The organism is Variovorax sp. YR566, from assembly GCF_051992195.1.
Taxonomy (GTDB): domain Bacteria; phylum Pseudomonadota; class Gammaproteobacteria; order Burkholderiales; family Burkholderiaceae_C; genus Variovorax.
The window spans coordinates 1,935,430-1,953,275 of record NZ_CP197092.1 but is presented as its reverse complement, the minus strand read 5'-3'; the positions used below and the strand labels follow the sequence as shown (position 1 = coordinate 1,953,275).

16 protein-coding genes are annotated in these 17,846 nt (G+C 67.6%); 3 read left to right on the top strand and 13 right to left on the bottom strand.

The window, feature by feature from the left end; translation table 11 throughout:
* From ACTG4X_RS09020 to ACTG4X_RS09010, 3 genes are read right to left on the bottom strand one after another with little or no spacing between them, the layout of a single operon-like run.
* Positions 1-1,500, bottom strand: a complete 1,500-nt coding sequence (locus ACTG4X_RS09020) for a class I adenylate-forming enzyme family protein (protein ID WP_440533652.1) — start codon at positions 1,498-1,500, stop codon at positions 1-3.
* Between the two features lie 3 nt (positions 1,501-1,503).
* Complete coding sequence (locus ACTG4X_RS09015) at positions 1,504-2,490, bottom strand: Bug family tripartite tricarboxylate transporter substrate binding protein (protein WP_440533651.1); 987 nt, start codon at positions 2,488-2,490, stop codon at positions 1,504-1,506.
* 43 nt (positions 2,491-2,533) lie between these two features.
* Positions 2,534-4,861, bottom strand: a complete 2,328-nt coding sequence (locus ACTG4X_RS09010; RefSeq protein ID WP_440533650.1) for an acyl-CoA dehydrogenase — start codon at positions 4,859-4,861, stop codon at positions 2,534-2,536.
* A gap of 107 nt (positions 4,862-4,968) precedes the next feature.
* Here ACTG4X_RS09010 and ACTG4X_RS09005 point away from each other — a divergent pair, with 107 nt between their 5' ends.
* From ACTG4X_RS09005 to ACTG4X_RS08995, 3 genes are read left to right on the top strand one after another with little or no spacing between them, the layout of a single operon-like run.
* Positions 4,969-5,751: a citryl-CoA lyase gene (locus tag ACTG4X_RS09005; protein ID WP_435458897.1), complete on the top strand. Its 783-nt coding sequence runs from the start codon at positions 4,969-4,971 to the stop codon at positions 5,749-5,751.
* Between the two features lie 14 nt (positions 5,752-5,765).
* Positions 5,766-6,929, top strand: coding sequence for an acyl-CoA dehydrogenase family protein (locus ACTG4X_RS09000; RefSeq protein ID WP_093049052.1), 1,164 nt, complete (start codon positions 5,766-5,768; stop codon positions 6,927-6,929).
* Between the two features lie 10 nt (positions 6,930-6,939).
* Complete coding sequence (locus ACTG4X_RS08995; protein WP_440533649.1) at positions 6,940-8,301, top strand: MmgE/PrpD family protein; 1,362 nt, start codon at positions 6,940-6,942, stop codon at positions 8,299-8,301.
* Positions 8,302-8,307: 6 nt separating this feature from the next.
* Here ACTG4X_RS08995 and ACTG4X_RS08990 read toward each other — a convergent pair whose 3' ends face one another.
* The 10 genes from ACTG4X_RS08990 to yaaA all read right to left on the bottom strand — a co-directional run bounded on the left by ACTG4X_RS08990 (position 8,308) and on the right by yaaA (position 17,812).
* A complete protein-coding gene (locus ACTG4X_RS08990) occupies positions 8,308-9,027 on the bottom strand; it encodes an aspartate/glutamate racemase family protein (RefSeq protein ID WP_440533648.1) in 720 nt (239 codons plus the stop codon).
* Positions 9,028-9,197: 170 nt separating this feature from the next.
* Positions 9,198-10,181 carry a Bug family tripartite tricarboxylate transporter substrate binding protein gene (locus tag ACTG4X_RS08985; RefSeq protein ID WP_440533647.1) on the bottom strand — a complete coding sequence of 328 codons (984 nt, stop codon included), beginning with the start codon at positions 10,179-10,181 and terminating at the stop codon, positions 9,198-9,200.
* A gap of 36 nt (positions 10,182-10,217) precedes the next feature.
* Complete coding sequence (locus ACTG4X_RS08980; RefSeq protein ID WP_440533646.1) at positions 10,218-11,372, bottom strand: mandelate racemase/muconate lactonizing enzyme family protein; 1,155 nt, start codon at positions 11,370-11,372, stop codon at positions 10,218-10,220.
* A 99-nt stretch (positions 11,373-11,471) separates the two neighbouring features.
* On the bottom strand, positions 11,472-12,359 hold the full coding sequence (locus ACTG4X_RS08975; protein ID WP_093172325.1) for a LysR family transcriptional regulator: 888 nt from the start codon (positions 12,357-12,359) through the stop codon (positions 11,472-11,474).
* Between the two features lie 13 nt (positions 12,360-12,372).
* Entirely contained in the window at positions 12,373-13,263 is an 891-nt protein-coding gene (locus ACTG4X_RS08970) for a LysR family transcriptional regulator (RefSeq protein WP_093049037.1), read from the bottom strand.
* A gap of 79 nt (positions 13,264-13,342) precedes the next feature.
* Positions 13,343-14,272 (bottom strand): SDR family NAD(P)-dependent oxidoreductase, encoded by a 930-nt coding sequence (locus ACTG4X_RS08965; RefSeq protein WP_440533645.1) that lies wholly within the window; start codon positions 14,270-14,272, stop codon positions 13,343-13,345.
* Between the two features lie 116 nt (positions 14,273-14,388).
* The gene (gene queF / locus ACTG4X_RS08960; protein WP_440533644.1) at positions 14,389-15,258 is read right to left on the bottom strand and encodes an NADPH-dependent 7-cyano-7-deazaguanine reductase QueF; all 870 of its coding nucleotides are present in this window, start codon (positions 15,256-15,258) and stop codon (positions 14,389-14,391) included.
* Positions 15,255-16,157, bottom strand: a complete 903-nt coding sequence (locus ACTG4X_RS08955) for an alpha/beta fold hydrolase (protein ID WP_440533643.1) — start codon at positions 16,155-16,157, stop codon at positions 15,255-15,257. Before ACTG4X_RS08955 ends, queF begins: the two co-directional genes overlap by 4 nt.
* A 30-nt stretch (positions 16,158-16,187) precedes the next feature.
* Positions 16,188-17,030, bottom strand: a complete 843-nt coding sequence (locus ACTG4X_RS08950; RefSeq protein ID WP_093049025.1) for a 2OG-Fe(II) oxygenase — start codon at positions 17,028-17,030, stop codon at positions 16,188-16,190.
* Positions 17,030-17,812: a peroxide stress protein YaaA gene (yaaA, locus tag ACTG4X_RS08945; protein ID WP_307613700.1), complete on the bottom strand. Its 783-nt coding sequence runs from the start codon at positions 17,810-17,812 to the stop codon at positions 17,030-17,032. Before yaaA ends, ACTG4X_RS08950 begins: the two co-directional genes overlap by 1 nt.
* Between the last annotated feature and the right edge of the window lie 34 nt (positions 17,813-17,846).

Sequence of the window (17,846 nt, the reverse complement as noted above, 5' to 3'; positions counted from 1 at the left end):
TCAGCCGACCGGCGCGCAACGCGCCTGCAACTCGCGCTTGAGCAGCTTGCCGTTGGCCGTGGTCGGCATCGCGTCGATCACCTCGATGCGGGTCGGGCGCTTGTAGGGCGACAGGTGCTCGACAAGGTGCGCGCGCAGAGCCGCCTCGTCGAGCATCGCGCCAGGCTTCAGCTCGACGAAGGCGACGACCTGCTCGTTGCCGTCGGCCTCGGGCACGCCGACCACAGCGCACAGGTGCACGCCGTCGAAGCGGCCGATGACCGCCTCGATCTCCGCCGGGTATACGTTGAAGCCCGAGCGGATGATCATTTCCTTCAGCCGGCCGACCACGAACAGCGCACCGTCGCTGCCGAAGCGCCCGAGATCGCCGGTGGCGTACCAGCCGCCGGGGCGCATCACCTGCGCCGTGGCGGCGGCATCGCGGAAGTAGCCGAGCATGAGTCCGGGGCCGCGCAGCCAGATCTCGCCGGTATCGCCGGGCGCGGCGTCATTGCCGTCGAGGGTCACGATGCGGGCTTCGCCGCCTTCCACCGCGTAGCCCGCCGAAGTGTCCGCGCGCGGCGACTCGGTGCGCGTGAGAAACACCGAGCCCGCGTACTCGGACAGCCCGTAGCCATAGTGCAGCGGCTGGCCGAACAACTGCTCCACGCGCTGCTTGAGCGCGGGGTCGAGCGGCGCCGAGCCGGTGTAGACGTAGCGCAACTGCGGAAAGCGCGGCGCCACGCCCTCCGCCTCGATGTGGGCCAGCAGGCGCGCATACATCGTCGGCGGCCCGAGCAGGTTCGACACCTGCTCATGCGCCAGCGCCTGCAGCATGTCGGCCGGCGAGAAGCTGCCGCGCAGCACCAGCGCGGCACCGCCCGTGAGCGCGGCCATCAGCACCGTGCCGATGCCGAAGATGTGCGTCATCGGCAGGAAGGCGTAGGCGCGGTCGCGCTCGCTCAGGGCTCGCACCTGGGCCGAGACGCGGCCGAAATGCAGCAGGCCGCGGTGCGACACCATCACGCCCTTGGGCGTGCCCGAGGTACCGGAAGTGAAGATGATGGCGGCCGTGTCGGCCAATGCCGGGTCGGGCTCGGTGCGCGCTTCGGCACGCACGGCCGAGCGCATCACGCCTTCGAGTGCGGAAGGCTCTGCACCGGCCCTCTGCGCATGCTTTTCAGCGGCTTCGGATACCCCGGTCGTGAAGTAGCAAAGCCGTGCATCCGCACGCTCCGCAATGGCCGTGATCTCGCCCGGCGACATGCGCGCATTCACGCCGCACGACCAGGCCCCGACGCGGCTGCAGGCCATGAGCAGCGCGATGTGCGCGGCACAGTTCTCGGCCACCAGCACCACGCGGTCGGTCGGCCGCACACCGGCGGCCAGCAGGTCGTGCGTGGCGGCGTCGACCATCGATTGCAGCGCCGCATACGTCGTCGTCCCAGCGGGTTCGAAAATAAAGACAGCCTCCGGCGTGCGAACCGCGCGTGCCTCCAACAGCTGATGAATCTTCTGCATCGCCTATTCCGCCTCGATGCCCTTGGACGCCGTCGCCCAGAGCTGGCGATCTGACTTGCCCTTCGTCGCCAGCAGGTCGGCCGCACCAGACCACACGTCGTAGCCCTGCTCGCGCAGCCGGTGCGCGATGTCTTCGCGCGCCAGCATCTTCTGCGCCGCGGCGTTCATGCGCGCGACCAGTGCCGGGTCCATGCGCGCCGGGCCGTAGAGGCCGAACCAGCCACCCACGTCGTAGCCGGGCACGCCCGACTCGATCATGGTCGGCACATCGGGCAGCATGCGGTTGCGCTGACGCGAGGTAACGGCCAGTGCGCGCACCTTGCCCGTCTGGATGAAGGGCTTCGAGGTGGCGATGATGTCGAACATCATCGTCACGGTGCCGCCCATCACGTCGGCGAGCGCCGGTGCACTGCCCTTGTAGGGCACGTGCGTCAGCTGCACGCCGGTCATCTTCTCCAGCAGCGCGCCGCTCAGGTGGTTTGAGGCGCCCACGCCCGCCGAGCCATAGAACACCTTGCCGGGCCGCGCCTTCGCGTAGGCCAGCAACTCGGCGAGGTTGCGCACCGGCACTTCGTTGTTGACGACGAGCACGTTGGTGTAGTCCACCAGCGGCGCGATGGGCGTCAGGTCCTTCATCGGGTCGAAGGCCATCTTGCGCTGCACGTTCGGGTTGATGGTGATGGTCGGGCTCGCGCCGAAGAACAGCATCGTGCCGTCAGGCGCGGCCTTGGCGACCGCGTCGCCGCCGAGCGAGCCGCTGGCGCCGGGACGGTTGTCGACGATGACCTGCGTGCCCAGCTCCTGGCTCAGCGCGGGCGCCAGCAGGCGCGCGGCGCCGTCGACCGGGCCGCCTGCGGAATAGCCGACGACGAGCTTGATGAGCGGCGGCAAGGGCTGCTCCGCGAAAGCACGGTGCGGCAATGCGGCCAGCGCCGCGCTGCCTGCCATCGCGGCCATGAGGTGTCGGCGCGAGAAGTGAGTCGATGTCATGAGCGTTGTCTCCTGTTGTGTATTTCTTCGTCGGCTGCATCGCTCAGGCCGGCAGGTCGAGCATCTGCCGCGCGAGGATGTTGCGCTGTATCTCGTTGGTGCCGCCGTAGATCATTGCGGCGGTGGAGCCGATGAGCGGAGAGAGCACGTTGAAGCTCTGCCCGTCGAGCAACTGGTCGCCGGCCACGGCACCCTGCTCTTCGCCCGCCTCGACCAGCAGCGCGCCGATGCGGTGATAGGTCTCGCTCGCCCAGATCTTCAGCAGCGACACCGAAGCCGGCAGCGGCTTGCCAGCGCGCACGATGTTCGCGAAGCCCGTGTAGGCGGCCGACAGGTCGAGCACGTCGAGCCGCAGCGCCGCGAAGCGCTGCGCGAACACCGGGTCGGCAAACAGGCGCCGCGCCTGTGCCAGCCGCGCCAGCTGGCCCAGCGCGTACTGCGACTGCTTGGGGCTGCCCAGGAAGATGCGCTCGAAGCCCAGCAGCGCCTTCGCAATGGTCCAGCCGCCATGCAGCTTGCCCACGAGGTTTTCTGCCGGCACGCGCACGTTGTCGAAGAACACTTCGCAGAACTCGGGCTCGCCGGCCAGCGTATGAATCGGCCGGATGGTGATGCCCGGCGTGCGCAGGTCGCACAGCAGGAAGCTGATGCCCTCCTGCTTGCGTGCGTCCTTGTCGGTGCGCACGAGCATGAAGATGTGGTTGGCGTCCTGCGCGAGCGTGGTCCAGATCTTCTGGCCATTCACGACGAAGTGATCGCCCTGCGCATCGCGCGCAGGCAAGGCCTCGGTGCGCAGGCCCGCGAGGTCGGAGCCGGCATTGGGCTCGGAGTAACCCTGGCACCAGACATGCTCGCCGCTCAGGATGCGCGGCAGAAAGCGTTGCTGCTGCTCGGGCGTGCCATGCTGGATGAGCAGCGGGCCGATCATCACGATGCCCTGGTCGGGCGCGCGCGCCACGCCGTGCTGCTCCAGCTCCTCGATCCACGCGATGAGCTTGTCCGCCGGCAGGCCCATGCCGCCATGCGCCTGCGGCCACGCGGGCGCGATCCAGCCTTGCGCCGACAGCGTGAGATACCACTCGCGCATCTCGCTCCAGCGCGCGCGGTGCGAGAGATAACGCAGTTGCGGCGGATAGCACTGCTGCAGGAAGGCGCGCACCATGCTGCGGAAGTCGGCCTCGGGCATGGCGGACCAGTCGGCGGTGCGCGGGAACTCACCCTGCCACTCGGCCGCACCCGCCGTGGCTTCCGCATAGCCCGACAGCGACGCATGCCGGCGCTGATGCGCGCTGACGTTACCCAGCCAGGCCGAGAGACACAGCACACGCTTGTAGAACAGGCTCAGGTCGCACTCCTGCGTGTAGCCGATGGCGCCATGCAACTGCACCGATGCTCGCGACGCCTGCAGCGCAGCGGCTGTGCAGCGCGCGTTGACGCGACTAGCCTCGGCTTCGATCCGGTCCGCCGGCAAGCCCTGTGCGGCCAAGGCCAGCACCTCGTTCAGCGTGGCCTGCGCCACTTCGAGGTGGATGAACATGTCGACGCAGCGATGCTGCAGCGCCTGGAAGCTGCCGATGGGCTTGCCGAACTGCGAGCGCGTGCGCAGGTAGGCCAGCGTCTGCGCCAGCATGGCCTGCCCCGCGCCCAGCAGCTCGGCTGATTGAAGGATCTGGCCGGCCGCAAGGGCATGGCGCAACGCATCCTGCGCGGCCGGGCCTTCGGCCAGCACTGCGCCGGGCGGCAACGCCACTTGCTCGAAGCGCAGGTTCGAGGCCTGGCTGCCATCGACCAGTGGCACCAGCGTTTCGGTCACGCCTTCGGTGCCGCGTGGCACCCACAGCAGCACCGCATCGTCCTCTCCGCGCGCCGACACCAGCCAGCCGCTGGCAGCCGCGCCGGGCAGCACCATGAGTTTTTCGCCTTGCAGCAGCACGCCGCCTGTGTGCCCGGGCCGTACTTCGCAGCCGCAGGCCAGCGGCACCGCACTCAGGTCGCCGGCGCTTTCCTGCCATGCCAGCGCGGGCAGGCTGCGGCCCGCGACCAATTCAGCGAGCAGGGCATCCGCGCCCGGCGTGCCGAGCCGCGCCAGCAGCAGCGCGCTGAGGCCGGCCACGGCCAGCAGCGGCTCGGGCGCCACATGCTCGCCCGCAGCCCGCAGGATCTCCGCCGCGCCGTCGAGGCCCAGCGCGAGACCGCCGGCCGATTCGGGCGCCAGCATGCCGGGCCAGCCCAGCGCGGCGATGCCGCCCCAGCCTTCGGCCTCGTCGGCACCGGGTTGTTCCAGGCATGCGCGCCGCCGCTGGATAGCGCGGCTGCGAACGAAGTAGTCGAGCGCCGATTCGCGCACTGCCGAAAGTGATTCAATATCCATCGCCGCAGCGTGCCTGAAGACCCCGCGAGCGAGCATTTGCATTTGCCGAAGGGAGGGTTTCGCAATCAGAGAACCACCCCGCGCGAGGGCGGGCTAGATTCGCTGCCATGACGAAAATCAAGAAATCCCTGCACACCGAACTGGGCCACAGCACGCCCGACAAGATCACCGTGCGCGGGCGCGACCTGCCTTCGGAAATCCTCGGCCACCTGAATCTCGGCGACATGGCCTTCCTGGAGCTGACAGGGCGCATCCCGACGCCGCAGGAATCCGTCACCTTCAACGCCATCGTCGTCACGCTGGTGGAACACGGCATCACGCCCAGCGCGCTGGCTGCTCGCCTCACTTATGCGGGCGCACCCGAAGCACTGCAAGCCGCCGTGGCTGCCGGTCTTTGCGGCCTGGGCACGGTGTTCGTCGGCAGCACCGAGGGCGCCGCGAAGATGCTCTACGAGGCGATTCCCTTCGGCGAGAAGCCCACGCGCCCGCTCGCCGACATGGCGAAGGACATCGTGGCCGACCACCGCGCGCGCAAGCAGATCGTGCCGGGCCTTGGCCATCCGCTGCACAAGCCCATCGACCCGCGCACGCCGCGCCTGTTCCAGATCGCGGCGGAGAACGGGCTCTCCACGCACTACGTCGCGCTGATGCAGGCGGTGCAGGAAGAAGCCGAGCGCGTGTCGGGCAAGTCGCTGCCAATCAACGCGACCGGGGCCATCGGCGCCATTGCGGCCGAGTTCGGCTTTCCCTGGAAGATCATTCGCGGCTTCGGCGTGATGGCGCGCGCCATCGGCCTCGTGGGCCACATCCTGGAAGAGATCGACGACCCGATGGCCATCGAGATCTGGCAACGCGTGGAGAAAGAAGCCGGCGGCCCCCGCCAGGACTGACTGAGCAACGACCGATGAACAACGCCAACGACAAGAGCTTTCCCGACATTCGCGACGCCGTGCGCGACCTGTGCGCGCAGTTCCCCGATGCCTACTTCCGCAAGATCGACGAGGCGCGCGGCTACCCCGCCGAATTCGTCGACGCGCTCACCAAGGCCGGCTGGATGGCCGCCCTGATCCCGCAGGAGTACGGCGGCTCGGGCCTGGGGCTGACCGAGGCCTCGGTGATCATGGAAGAAATCAACCGCTGCGGCGGCAACTCCGGCGCCTGCCACGGCCAGATGTACAACATGGGCACGCTGCTGCGCCACGGCAGCGAGGCGCAGAAGCGCAACTACCTGCCGAAGATCGCCAACGGCGAGCTGCGCCTGCAGTCGATGGGCGTGACCGAACCCACCACCGGCACCGACACCACGAAGATCAAGACCACGGCGGTGAAGAAGGGCGACCGCTACGTCATCAACGGCCAGAAAGTGTGGATCTCGCGCATCCAGCATTCGGACCTGATGATTTTGCTGGCGCGCACCACGCCGCTGGCGGACGTGAAGAAGAAGTCCGAAGGCATGTCGATCTTCATCGTCGACCTGCGCGAGGCCATCGGCAAGGGGCTCACGGTACAGCCCATCCTGAACATGGTGAACCACGAGACCAACGAACTGTTCTTCGAGAACCTCGAGATTCCGGCCGAGAACCTGATCGGCGAGGAAGGCCAGGGCTTCAAGTACATCCTCGACGGACTCAACGCCGAGCGCACGCTGATCGCGGCCGAATGCATAGGCGACGGTTACTGGTTCATCGACCGCGTGACGGCCTACACCAAGGAGCGCGTGGTGTTCGGCCGGCCCATCGGGCAGAACCAGGGCGTGCAGTTTCCGATTGCCGAGGCGTTCATCGAAGTGGAAGCAGCCAACCTGATGCGCTACGAGGCCTGTCGCCTATTCGACGCGCACCAGCCCTGCGGCGCGCAGGCCAACATGGCGAAGTACCTTGCGGCCAAGGCGAGCTGGGAGGCGGCGAACGCGTGCCTGCAGTTCCATGGCGGCTTCGGCTTTGCGTGTGAATACGACATCGAGCGCAAGTTCAGGGAGACGCGGCTGTATCAGGTGGCACCGATCTCGACCAACCTGATCCTGAGTTATGTGGCAGAGCACATGCTCGGCCTGCCCCGTTCGTTCTGAAGGAATGCACATGAACCCAGTCGACCATCCGAGCAAGGTGCTCGCGACCTTCGCCGCTGAACTGCAGTTCGCTGACATCCCCGCCCCCGTGCTGCGCCGCACCGAAGACCTGATGCTCGACTGGCTGGGCTCCGTGCTCGCGGCCCGCACCGCACGGCCGGTGCGCAGCATCGAACGCTTCGCGCAGATGATGGGCCCCGCCGACGGACCCAGCGAGATACTGACCTCGCGCCGCACCAGCTCGCCAGTGTTCGCTGCGTTGGTCAATGCAGCGGCCTCGCATTTCGTGGAGCAGGACGATGTGCACAACGGCTCGGTGTTCCATCCGGCCGCCGTGGTGATTGCGCCTGCGCTGGCCGTGGCGCAGAGCCTCGGCGCGAGCGGCGCACAGCTGCTGACGGCCGTGGTCGCGGGCTACGAGGTGGGCATCCGCGTCGGCGAATTCCTCGGCCGCTCGCACTACAAGACCTTTCATACGACCGCGACTGCAGGCACGCTCGCAGCCGCCGCTGCGGTGGGCCGTTTGCTGGACCTCACGCCGCAGCAGATGCTGCACGCCTTCGGCTCGGCCGGTACGCAATCGGCCGGTGTGTGGGAGTTCTTGCGCGACGCGGCCGATTCCAAGCAGCTGCACTGCGCGCATGCGGCAGCGAGCGGGCTGATGTCGGCCTACCTCGCGCAGGACGGCTTCACCGGCGCCGCGAAGATCCTCGAAGGCGCGCAGGGCCTGGGCGTGGGCATGTCGAGCGACGCCGACCCGGCCAGGCTTACTGACGGCCTCGGCACGCGCTGGACGCTGGCCGAGACCTCCTTCAAATACCACGCCTCCTGCCGCCACACCCACCCTGCCGCCGATGCGCTGCTGCAGGTAATGACGCAGAACAGGCTGAAGCCCACCGACGTGTCTCACGTGACCACGCACGTGCATCAGGGCGCCATCGACGTGCTGGGCCGCGTGACCGTGCCGGCCACCGTGCACCAGGGCAAGTTCTCGATGGGCACGGTGCTGGGCCTGATAGCAGTGCACGGCCGCGCGGGCCTAGGCGAGTTCGATCGCGACTTTCTCGCGCCCGAGGTCTCGGCCTTCCGCGACAAGGTGGCGATGCAGCTCGACGATGAAGTCGACACTGCCTACCCCGCACGCTGGATCGGCAAAGTCAGCGTGCAGACCACCGACGGCCGCACGCTGCAGGGCCGTGTGGATGAACCGAAGGGCGACCCCGGCAACAGCCTGGACCGCGCGGAGATCGAAGACAAGATGCAGCGCCTGGCGCACTACGGCGAAGGCGTGACGGCAGAAGAAGCGAAGGCGCTGTGCGAGCGCATCTGGCAGCTGGCCGACACGCCACGCGTGGAACGCTGGCTGGCCTGAAAGGGCTCAGACGAGGCTCCAGGCAAAGAGCCGCCCCCAGCCCGGCGAACGCGCATCGAGCCCCGCGGTGCGCACCAGATCCCAGAAGCCTGCGGGCGAGCTGGACACAACGGGCACCTGCAGTCGCGCTTCGACCTCGCGTACAGCGTCGAGCGTTACGAGCCCGCCGCACGAGATGAGGATACCGTCGGCGCCGGGTTGTGCTTCGAACACCTTGACGCACAGACCCACCAGCTCCCGTGTCGGCACCTTTCCAACCGCCTGCACGTCGGAGATGGAAAGGCCCTCGAGCGCCAGCGGCTCGAAATCGCTCTGCTCAAGGTACTTCCGCAAGTGCACGTTGACTTCATCGATGTAGGCCGTGGCCACAGCCACGCGTCGCACCTTCAGATGGCGCAACCCATTGACGATGGCGTTGCTCATCGTGGTGCAGGGCAAGCCGGTGGCGCGTGCCATTTCTGCTTCGAGCTGCCGGTTGAACGCGGCGCCGCGAAAGAAACTCAGCGATGTGCCCATGAGCGACACAGCGCTCGCGCCCTCATCCTTGAGCGCCAACGCCTTCTCGACCACCGAGTCGATAACTTCCGTGTAGCCGCGTGTGGAGATTTCTCCAAGGCCAAGGCCGCGTGCGCTGAAGCGGATGCGGTCGCCGTAGAGCAATGGGCCGTCTACCGGAACCTCTCCGGCTGCCGGCGGAACAATCAGGCCCAGGTGCGGTTGCTTCATTTCAGTTGCTCCGTGGAGTGATGTGTTGCTTGTGTTCGGGGTGCGTGCGAATGACACCGGGTGCCTTGCGCAGCGAAATAAAGGAGGAGGCCGAAGGCCGGGGGACATTCGCGGAGCAAGGCACTCCGTCGGCGTGAGCGTGCCCTGAACAGCAAGCCTCAAGACGCACCCTAGCCCCCTTCCGCCACGATGCGCTGCTCGCTGATGATGCGTTTCCAGCGTGCGGTCTCGTCGGCCATGTCCTTGCCGAGCTGAGCAGGTGCAACGTAGGCGCGCAACGTACCCAGGGCAGCGGCCGCGGTGCCGGCCTCGGGCGTTTCGAGCACGGCCTTTATCGCAGACGAGAGCTTCTCGACGATCTCGTTCGGCGTACCAGCCGGCGCGAGCACGAATATGCGCGGTGCCACGTCGAAGCCCGGTAGCGCATCGGCCAGCGGCGGAACGCTCTCCACGCCTTCGAGCTTCGCAGTGTTCATCAACGCCAGCGCGCGCAGCTTGCCCGCCTTGGCCTGCGCCATGCCGGCCGTGGCGCTCACAACGCCGATGGGAATCTGCCCGCCGATCACGTCGGGCACGATCTGCGCGGCGCCGCGGTACGGCACGTGCACCACCGAACTGCCGGTGGCCTGCTTGAGCATCTCGAAGCCCAGGTGCTGCACCGTGCCGACGCCCGAGGTGCCGAAGGAATAGCTCGTCGGGTGGGCCTTGAGCTGCGCGACCAGTTCGGCCGGCGTCTTCGCGGGAAAGTCGTTGCCGGTGACGATCATCAGCGGCGCAATGAATGCACCCGCCACCGGCTTGAAGCTGGTCAGCGGATCGATCGGGATCTTCGGCTGCAGCAGCTTGGCGATCAGCAGTGCGCTCTCGCCCATCATCAGCGTGTAGCCGTCGGGCGGCGCCTTGGCGACGAAGTCGGCGGCAATGATGCCGGTCGCGCCAGTGCGGTTCTCGACCATCACCTGCTGCCCCAGTATTGCGGGAAGGCGCGCGCTCAGCAGCCGCGCGGCGGCATCGACGCCGCCGCCGGCCGAGTAGCCGACCACGAGGCGGATGGGCTTGTCAGGGTACTTCTGGGCCCAGGCCATGGGCGCTGCGAGCAGCGCGCCGGCAAGGCCCAGAGCCACTGCCGCGCGAATCGCTTGTCTGGCTTTCATCGTGTCTCCGTTTTATTTTTTGATTCGCAGGGCGGCTCAGGCCTTGCCCTTGCCGTGCGAGGTCGGCAGTTTCGCCAGCTCTCGCACGCGATCGGCATTGGGCGCGAAGCCCAAGCCCGGCGTCTCGGGCAGAGTCAGCCAGCCCTGCTCGGGCACCGGCAGGCCGTCGAAGATCTGCTTGAGCATCTGCACCGCGACGTAGTGATATTCGACCAGCCCGCCATTCGACACGCCCGCATGCAGATGCATGTTGTGAAAGGGCCAGGCGCCACCGTTGTCGATGGGCACGTTGAAAGCCTGCGCCATGCCCGCGATCTTCAGGCACTGCGAGTAGCCGCCCGAGATGGTCACGTTGGGCTGCAGCACGTCGGCTGCCTGGTTCACCAGCAGGTCGCGGAAGCGGAAGGCCAGCCCCTCGTTCTGGCCGCAGGCGAGCGGAATACGGGTGCGCGCGCGCAGCTGTGCCATCTGGCGCACGTCGTTCTGCGTGAGCGGCTCCTCGAAGAAGCTGATGCCGTAGGGCTCGATGCGGTGTGCGAGTTCGGTGGCGTGAAACAGGTCGAGACCGCAGTTGGCGTCGACATACAGCTTCACGTCGGGGCCCACGGCCTCGCGCACAGCGGCGACGCGGCGCACGTCTTCGGCGATGACTTCGTCAAGCGGACGCGGCTCGTCGCGGCGCGCGAGTGCGTGGTTGCCGACGGTCATCTTCAGGCGCTGGAAGCCCTGCGAAACCCACAGCTTCGCGGCGGCCGCGAGCTGGTCGCGCTCGAAGAAGCCGAAGCCGAAGGTGGCGTACACCGGCACCTTGGCGCGCGCGCCGCCGAGCAGGCGCCACAGCGGCTGGCCCAGCGCGCGGGCCTTGATGTCCCACAGCGCGATGTCGAGCGCTGCGATGGCATGACTGGCGTAGCCGGTCTGGCCGCGCGGCGAGAGCAGCCAGTAGAGCTTGTCCCACAGGCGTTCGGTGGCCATCGGGTCTTCGCCGATCAGCGCGGGGCCCGCCACCTCGCGCACGGCTGCGGCAACGATTTCTTCCTCGGTGATGGCAGTCATGCCGTGGCCGACGAGGCCGGTGTCGGTCTCGATCTCTGTGAGGCACAGCGACAGCGATGTCTGCTTGTTCAGGCCGACCACGTCGATGGTGACGGGAATGTTCAGCGGCGTGGCGCTGACGCGAACGATCTTCAAGGGTGTCTCCTTTGGTTTGCGCGATCTTTGCGCGCGGGCCGCGAGAGAACAATTCGTTTTTGGCGGGCGCGAGGCTTCGCGCGGCGCGAAGCCTCGTGCTCAGTCTGGCCGGCCTAGGTGCTCCAGCACCGAGCGCGCAGCCACGGTCAAATCTTGCTGCCTGCGCACGCACAGCAGGTGGCGACGCATGGCCCAGGGCGCATCGAGCTTCAGGCAGCGCAGCTTCAATATCTGCAGCTGCGGCAGGATGGCCGCATAGGGCAGCACGCCGATGCCCACGCCCTGCTCCACCATGCGGCACACCATGTCGAAGCTGCCCACCTGCATGCGCACCTTGAGCGGCACCTGCGCCTCCAGCGCAGCGGCCAGCAGCACGCGGTGCAGGGCCGTGCCTTCGCGCACCACGATATGGTCGTGGCGCAGCACCTCGTCCACGCCGATGCGCTTGCGCCGGGCCAGTGGGTGGTCGCGTGCGATCACCACGGCCAGCTCGTCGTTGCGGTAGGACAGGCATTCGAGACCGTCGGCGGGCGTGTTGCCCTCGATCACGCCGATGTCGGCCAGGCCTGCCTGCACGGCCTTCACCACCTCGGTGCTGGCGCGCTCCTGCAGGTCGATCTTCAGCACCGGGTGCAGCCGCAGGAAGGAGCCGATCTGCGCCGGCAGAAACTGCGCGATGGTCGATGCATTGGCCGTGATGCTGACCACGCCCGCCACGCCGTTCTGGAAATCGTCCAGCTCGGCGCCGAGCCGGTCCATGGCCGAGAGCACCGCGCGCGCATGCAGCAGCAGGCCATGCCCCGCCGACGTGAGCGTGACGCCGCGTGCATGGCGCACCAGCAGAGGCAACCGCGCGCGGGCTTCAAGATCGGAGATTCGTTTGCTGGCCGCCGCGAGCGCGATATGGCAGCGCTTGGCGCCCTCGCTGATGCTGCCGTGATCGGCCACGGCCACGAACAGGCGCAGCGACTTCAGGTCGGCGGACATGATGGCCGCGCCCTCAATGCGCGACGAGGTGGTCGAACAGCTCGCGCGCCGAGGCCGGCAGCTGCTCGCGGTTGCGCGCGATCAGCTTCAGCTCGCGCTCGGCCCATGCATCGCTGAGCGCCACGGTCGAGATGCGCATCGCCATCGATAACCGCTGCGCAGAAGACGCAGGCAGCACGCCGACCCCCACGCCCGCTTCGATCATCAAACAGATGGCCTCGAAGCTGCTGACCTGGATGCGCGGGTTGAAGCCCCGTCCCGCGAGCTCGGCGCGGCGCTGCAGGAAGCGGTGGATGGCGCTGCCGTGGTGCAGGCCCACGTGCTGCTCGTCGAGCGTATCGGCAAAGGCCACCGAAGACGCGCCCGCGAGGTGGTGCGTGGTGGGCACGACCAGCACGAGCTGGTTGCTGCCGAACGGCCGTGCATCGAAGTCACCCGTGTGCACGTCGCCGGCGAGGATGCCGATGTCGGCCTCGCCGTCTGCCACCGCGCGCACGATTTCTTCGCTCAGGTATTCGCGCAGGTCGACCTGCACGGCCGGGTGCTGCGTGAGAAAGCCCGCGAGCTTCTGCGGCAGGTACTCGGTGATCGAGGTGGTGTTGGCGAACACGCGCACATGGCCCTTGATGCCCTTGCCGAAGTCCTGCATGTCGCAGCGCAGGTGCTCCATCTGCTGCATCACGCGCTTGGCGTGGTACAGCACCGCCTGCCCCGCGGCAGTGAGGCTCACGCCCTGCGCGCTGCGGTGCAACAGCTTGCCTCCCACGGCCTCTTCCATCTGCTTGATGCGGGTGGAGGCGGCGGCCAGCGAGATGCAGGCCTTCTCGGCGCCGCGCGTGAGGCTGCGCGCGTCCGCCACGTAGACGAACAGTTTCAGGTCGAACAGGTCGAAGTGCAGGTTCACCGGGCGCGGGCATCAAAGAGGAAGGGAACGCGCATTGTCCGGCGAATGGTGCCGTGCGTACCCTCTTGCGGGTTTCTCCTCAGACCGGGTCCCAGCTGAACACGTCGGCCGAGCGGTCCAGCGGGAAGAAGCTGGCGCGCATCGCGGGCATGGCGTGCTCGGCGATGCTCTGCGGCGTCCAGCCTTCGGAGCGGTGGATGGAGCGCACCGGGCGCGGCTGGCTGATGAGCGAAATTTCGTTGTTGCGCACCGAAAAGATCTGGCCGTTGACCGCGCCGGCCGCATCGCTCGCGAGATACACCGCAAGCGGCGCGACCTTGGCTGGCGTCATCTGCTTGATCTTGTCGACGCGGGCGCGCTGCTCGTCGGTGTCGGTAGGAATGGCGCCGATCATGCGGCTCCAGGCAAAGGGTGCGATGCAATTGGAGCGCACGTTGAATTTCTGCATGTCGAGTGCAATCGACTTCGACAGCGCCACGATGCCGAGCTTGGCGGCCGAATAGTTGGCCTGGCCGAAGTTGCCGATGAGGCCCGAGGTCGAGGTCATGTGCACCAGCGCGCCCGAGTTCTGCTCCTTGAAATGCGTGGCTGCCGCGCGGCTCACGTAGTAGGAGCCGTACAGGTGCACCTTGAGCACCGAGTCCCACTCGTCGACCGACATCTTGTGGAAGAAGCGGTCGCGCAGGATGCCGGCGTTGTTGACCACCGCATCGATGCGCCCGAAGCTGTCGACCGCGCACTGCACGATGCGCGCCGCGCTGGCGGCGTCTGCCACGTTGTCGGCGTTGGGAACAGCCTGCCCGCCGGCCGCGCGGATCTCGTCGGCCACCTGCTGGGCCGGGCCTGCGCTGCGGGTTGGGCCGCCGCCTTCGGCGTCGAGTGCGCCATCGAGCGCGGCGCCGATGTCGTTGACCACCACCTTCGCACCGTGGGCCGCCATGGCCAGCGCAATGTCGCGCCCGATGCCGCCGCCCGCGCCCGTGACGACGACCACTTTTCCTTCAACCATGTTTGTCTCTGCTCCGGATGTTCCGCTCGCGGGTTCGCGGGCGAATTTCAGAATGCCACAGGCGGGGCAGGAGCGGGTTTCGGGTTTCCGAAGAGGGGCTTAAGGGCTGCTTCGGCTTACTGCCGCGCCGTGCGGATATTCAACGGCAGCGCCTGCGGCCAGCTCGTACGGAACGGATTGATGTCCAGCCCGCCACGACGCGTGTAGCGCGCATACACCATGAGCTTGGTCGGCTTGCAGCGGCTCCAGATGTCCGTGAACATGCGCTCGGCGCAGGGCTCGTGGAATTCGTTGTGGTTGCGAAAGCTCACGATGTACGCCAGCAGCCCGGCCTGGTCGATGGGCGGGCCGCTGTAGCGGATCTGCACGCTGCCCCAGTCGGGCTGGCCGGTGACGAGGCAGTTGCTCTTGAGCAGGCGGCTGGTGAGGGTTTCGTTCACGTGCACCTGCGTGGCGTCGCTGCTCAGCAGCTCGGGGGCGGGCTGGTAGTGGGTGCACTCGATGTCGAGGCGGTCGAGGTCGAGGCCGTCGAGTTCGTGCACCGGCTCGCGGTCGAACATGTCGGGCGCCAGCAGATTCACGCCGATGCCGGCCGACTGGTCGCTGCCGCGCCATGCGGCCTCCGACAGGTCGGCGCGCAGGCGCTCGCGCACCGCGTCGATGCTCGCGAACTGGCTGTTGTTGAAGCTGTTGAGGTAGAGCTTGAAGCTCTTGCTCTCGATGATGTTGGGCGTCTCGCACGGAATGGTGAAGTGCGCGATGGCCAGTTGCGGCTTGCCGCGCAGGTTGAGCCAGCTCACTTCGAAGGCGGTCCAGAGGTCGGCGCCGAAGAACGGCAAGGCGCCGGCCTTGATGCCCATGGCCTCGCGCTGCGTGGCGCGCGCGATGGGAAACAGCAGCGTGGGGTCGTAGTGGTCGGCGTAGGCCGAGGCGCGGCCGAGCTGCGATTGCTCGGGCGTGTTGGGGTTCGTCGGGTCGTGGCTCATGGCTTGGCTTCTCTGGATTCCGCCGCGTGCGCGAACGGAGCAATGTGGTTGGCGAGGATGGTGCACACCTCGGGCGGCAGGTCATGGCCCATGCCGGGAACGGGGACGAATTTCGAGCCCGGAATGCGTTTGGCAGTGTCCTCGCCGCAGGCGATGGGTACGAGCGCATCGGCCTCGCCGTGCAGCACCAGCGTGGGCGACTGGATGCGCGGCAGCACCTGGGGGCGGTCGGCATCGGCGCCGATGGCCAGCATCTGGCGCATCAGGCCGGCCGGGTGGTACGAGCGCCGCATACTGAAGGTGAGGCGCTCGGCCAGGTCTTCATCGCTTTGCGGATAGGCGGGGCTCTGGATGAGCCGCAGCAGCCTGATGCTGTGCGCGACCAGTTCGGGCTCGCTGCTGCCCGACGGACGGCGCATGAGCATGGAGGTGACTTCGCGGCGCGGCCCGGGCAGGCCGCGCGCACCACTCGAACTCATGATGCTCACGAGGCTGGTCGCGCGTTGCGGCGCGCTGGCGGCCAGGCGCTGGGCGATCATGCCGCCCATGGAGGCACCGACGATGTGGGCCTTGGCTATGCCCAGTGCGTCGAGCACGCCGAGCGAATCGAGGGTCATGTCCTGCAGGGTGTAGGCCGAGCGCACCTTCAGGCCGAGGCGGTGGCGAATCGTTTCCCACACCAGGTTGCCGACGCCCGCGTGGTCGAAGCCCTGGCTCAGGCCGATGTCGCGGTTATCGTGGCGCACCACGCGAAAACCTGCCTCCACCAGTTGCTGCACGAAGCCGGTGGGCCAGGCCACCAGCTGCATGCCCAGGCCCATGATGAGCAGGATGACAGGGCGCCCTTCGCCTCCGGTGTCGTCGACTTCGATCTGCAGCCCGTTGGCGGTGACTTTCATTGGTTCCCCTGGTCTTCTTTCTCTGGTCTTCTACTTGAACTCGCGCTCGCGCAGCCACTTGGTGGCGACCCACTTTTCGCCCGCCAGCACCGGCGCGCCGCCGTGCAGGGTGCGGGTGACGGGGTCGGGCCGGTCGTAGCTGAAGAACACGCCGCAGCCGCGCACGGGCGCCACTTCGAGGCCCACGTCGGGGAAGGTGGTGGCACCGCCGCCCTCGGGCTCCTGCAGGTACATCACGAGCGTGGCGACGCGCTGGCCGCCGCGCTTGAGGATGGTGGGCGTGCCCGGCTCGTTCGGGTCGAAGTAGTCGTAGTGCGGGCGGTACTGCGCGCCGGGGGCATAGCGCAGGATCTGCAGGCCTTCGCCGAATTCGAGCGGCCAGCGCAGCAGCGCTGCGATGCGCTGCTCCAGGCGCGCGACGATCTCGTTCTCGCCACGTTCGAAGAACATGCCGTCGCTGGTGCGATCGACGTTGAGTACCTCGCCGCCGGTGCGCGTCTCCACGGTGAGCGAGCGCGCGAGCCGCACGCGCGCAGCGGCAATCAGGCCTTCGCACTCTTCGCCAGACAGCAGGTTGCCGAAGACGATGACACGCGGATGCCGCATGGTCTGCAGCACCTGCACGCGGCGGTCGCCTGCGTCGAGGTGCAGCGGCGCGCCATCGAGATCGGGGCCGGGCATTTCCGTGTGCACGGGCGGCAAGGCCACTTCCACGTTGGGGAAGCCGGCTTCGAGCTGGGCCAGCGCCGTGTCGGCGGCGGCATCGTGCCAGCCGGCCGCGCGCATGGACGCACGCAGCGCCGGCACCGAGTGCCCGGCCGCGAGCTGGGCCACCAGCCACTCGCGCAGTTCCGGACTGATTGGTTGGGACATCAGACTTTTCTCCTGAACACCAGCCTTTCGGCGGTTGACACCTGAGCGTCGAAACCATAACCCTCGAGGTCGAACTTTTCCAGTGCCTTGGGCGTGGCCGCCTTGTGCTGCACGGCCCAGCGCGCCAGCAGCCCGCGAGCACGCTTGGCGAAGAAGCTCACGATCTTGTACTTGTCGCCCTTCCACTCCTCGAACACGCATTCGACCACACGGGCCTTGAGCACCTTCTTGTCGACCGACTTGAAGTACTCCTGCGAGGCGACGTTGACGACCACCGGGGTGCGATCGGCCGCCAGGCGCTCGTTCAGGTGCTCGGCGATGCGCGAGCCCCAGAAGGCGTACAGGTCCTTGCCGTGGCGGTTGGCCAACTGGGTGCCCATTTCGAGGCGGTAGGGCTGCAGCAGGTCAAGCGGGCGCAGCAGGCCGTAGAGGCCGCTGAGGATGCAGACATGGTCTTGCGCCCAGTCGAGCTGCGCCCTGGTGAGGGTGCGGGCGTCAAGGCCGCCGTAGACGTCGCCGTCGAAGGCGAAAGCGGCCTGGCGGGCGTTCTTCGCGCTGCTCTTGCTGGACCAGGCCTCGTAGCGGGCCACGTTCAGGGCCGAGAGCTTGTCCGACAGGTGCATGAGTTCAGAAATCTGCTGGGGCGACTTCTCGCGCAGCAGCTTGATCAGCTCGACCGAAGGGCCGCGCGGAGACTCGAAATGGGGTTGGGTGGCGGGGAGTTCGGAGGGGAGCGGGGTGTCGTAATCGAGCGACTTTGCAGGGGAAAGCAGGAAGAGCATCCCGGAATTATCAGTGGCTGCCGTGACGCCAGGC

Bases quoted from the DNA above. Each gene is read 5' to 3' on its own strand.
- ACTG4X_RS09020 (WP_440533652.1), bottom strand. From the start codon at position 1,500: ATGCAGAAGATTCATCAGCTGTTGGAGGCACGCGCGGTTCGCACGCCG.
- ACTG4X_RS09015 (WP_440533651.1), bottom strand. From the start codon at position 2,490: ATGACATCGACTCACTTCTCGCGCCGACACCTCATGGCCGCGATGGCA.
- ACTG4X_RS09010 (WP_440533650.1), bottom strand. From the start codon at position 4,861: ATGGATATTGAATCACTTTCGGCAGTGCGCGAATCGGCGCTCGACTAC.
- ACTG4X_RS09005 (WP_435458897.1), top strand. From the start codon at position 4,969: ATGACGAAAATCAAGAAATCCCTGCACACCGAACTGGGCCACAGCACG.
- ACTG4X_RS09000 (WP_093049052.1), top strand. From the start codon at position 5,766: ATGAACAACGCCAACGACAAGAGCTTTCCCGACATTCGCGACGCCGTG.
- ACTG4X_RS08995 (WP_440533649.1), top strand. From the start codon at position 6,940: ATGAACCCAGTCGACCATCCGAGCAAGGTGCTCGCGACCTTCGCCGCT.
- ACTG4X_RS08990 (WP_440533648.1), bottom strand. From the start codon at position 9,027: ATGAAGCAACCGCACCTGGGCCTGATTGTTCCGCCGGCAGCCGGAGAG.
- ACTG4X_RS08985 (WP_440533647.1), bottom strand. From the start codon at position 10,181: ATGAAAGCCAGACAAGCGATTCGCGCGGCAGTGGCTCTGGGCCTTGCC.
- ACTG4X_RS08975 (WP_093172325.1), bottom strand. From the start codon at position 12,359: ATGTCCGCCGACCTGAAGTCGCTGCGCCTGTTCGTGGCCGTGGCCGAT.
- ACTG4X_RS08965 (WP_440533645.1), bottom strand. From the start codon at position 14,272: ATGGTTGAAGGAAAAGTGGTCGTCGTCACGGGCGCGGGCGGCGGCATC.
- queF (WP_440533644.1), bottom strand. From the start codon at position 15,258: ATGAGCCACGACCCGACGAACCCCAACACGCCCGAGCAATCGCAGCTC.
- ACTG4X_RS08955 (WP_440533643.1), bottom strand. From the start codon at position 16,157: ATGAAAGTCACCGCCAACGGGCTGCAGATCGAAGTCGACGACACCGGA.
- ACTG4X_RS08950 (WP_093049025.1), bottom strand. From the start codon at position 17,030: ATGTCCCAACCAATCAGTCCGGAACTGCGCGAGTGGCTGGTGGCCCAG.
- yaaA (WP_307613700.1), bottom strand. From the start codon at position 17,812: ATGCTCTTCCTGCTTTCCCCTGCAAAGTCGCTCGATTACGACACCCCG.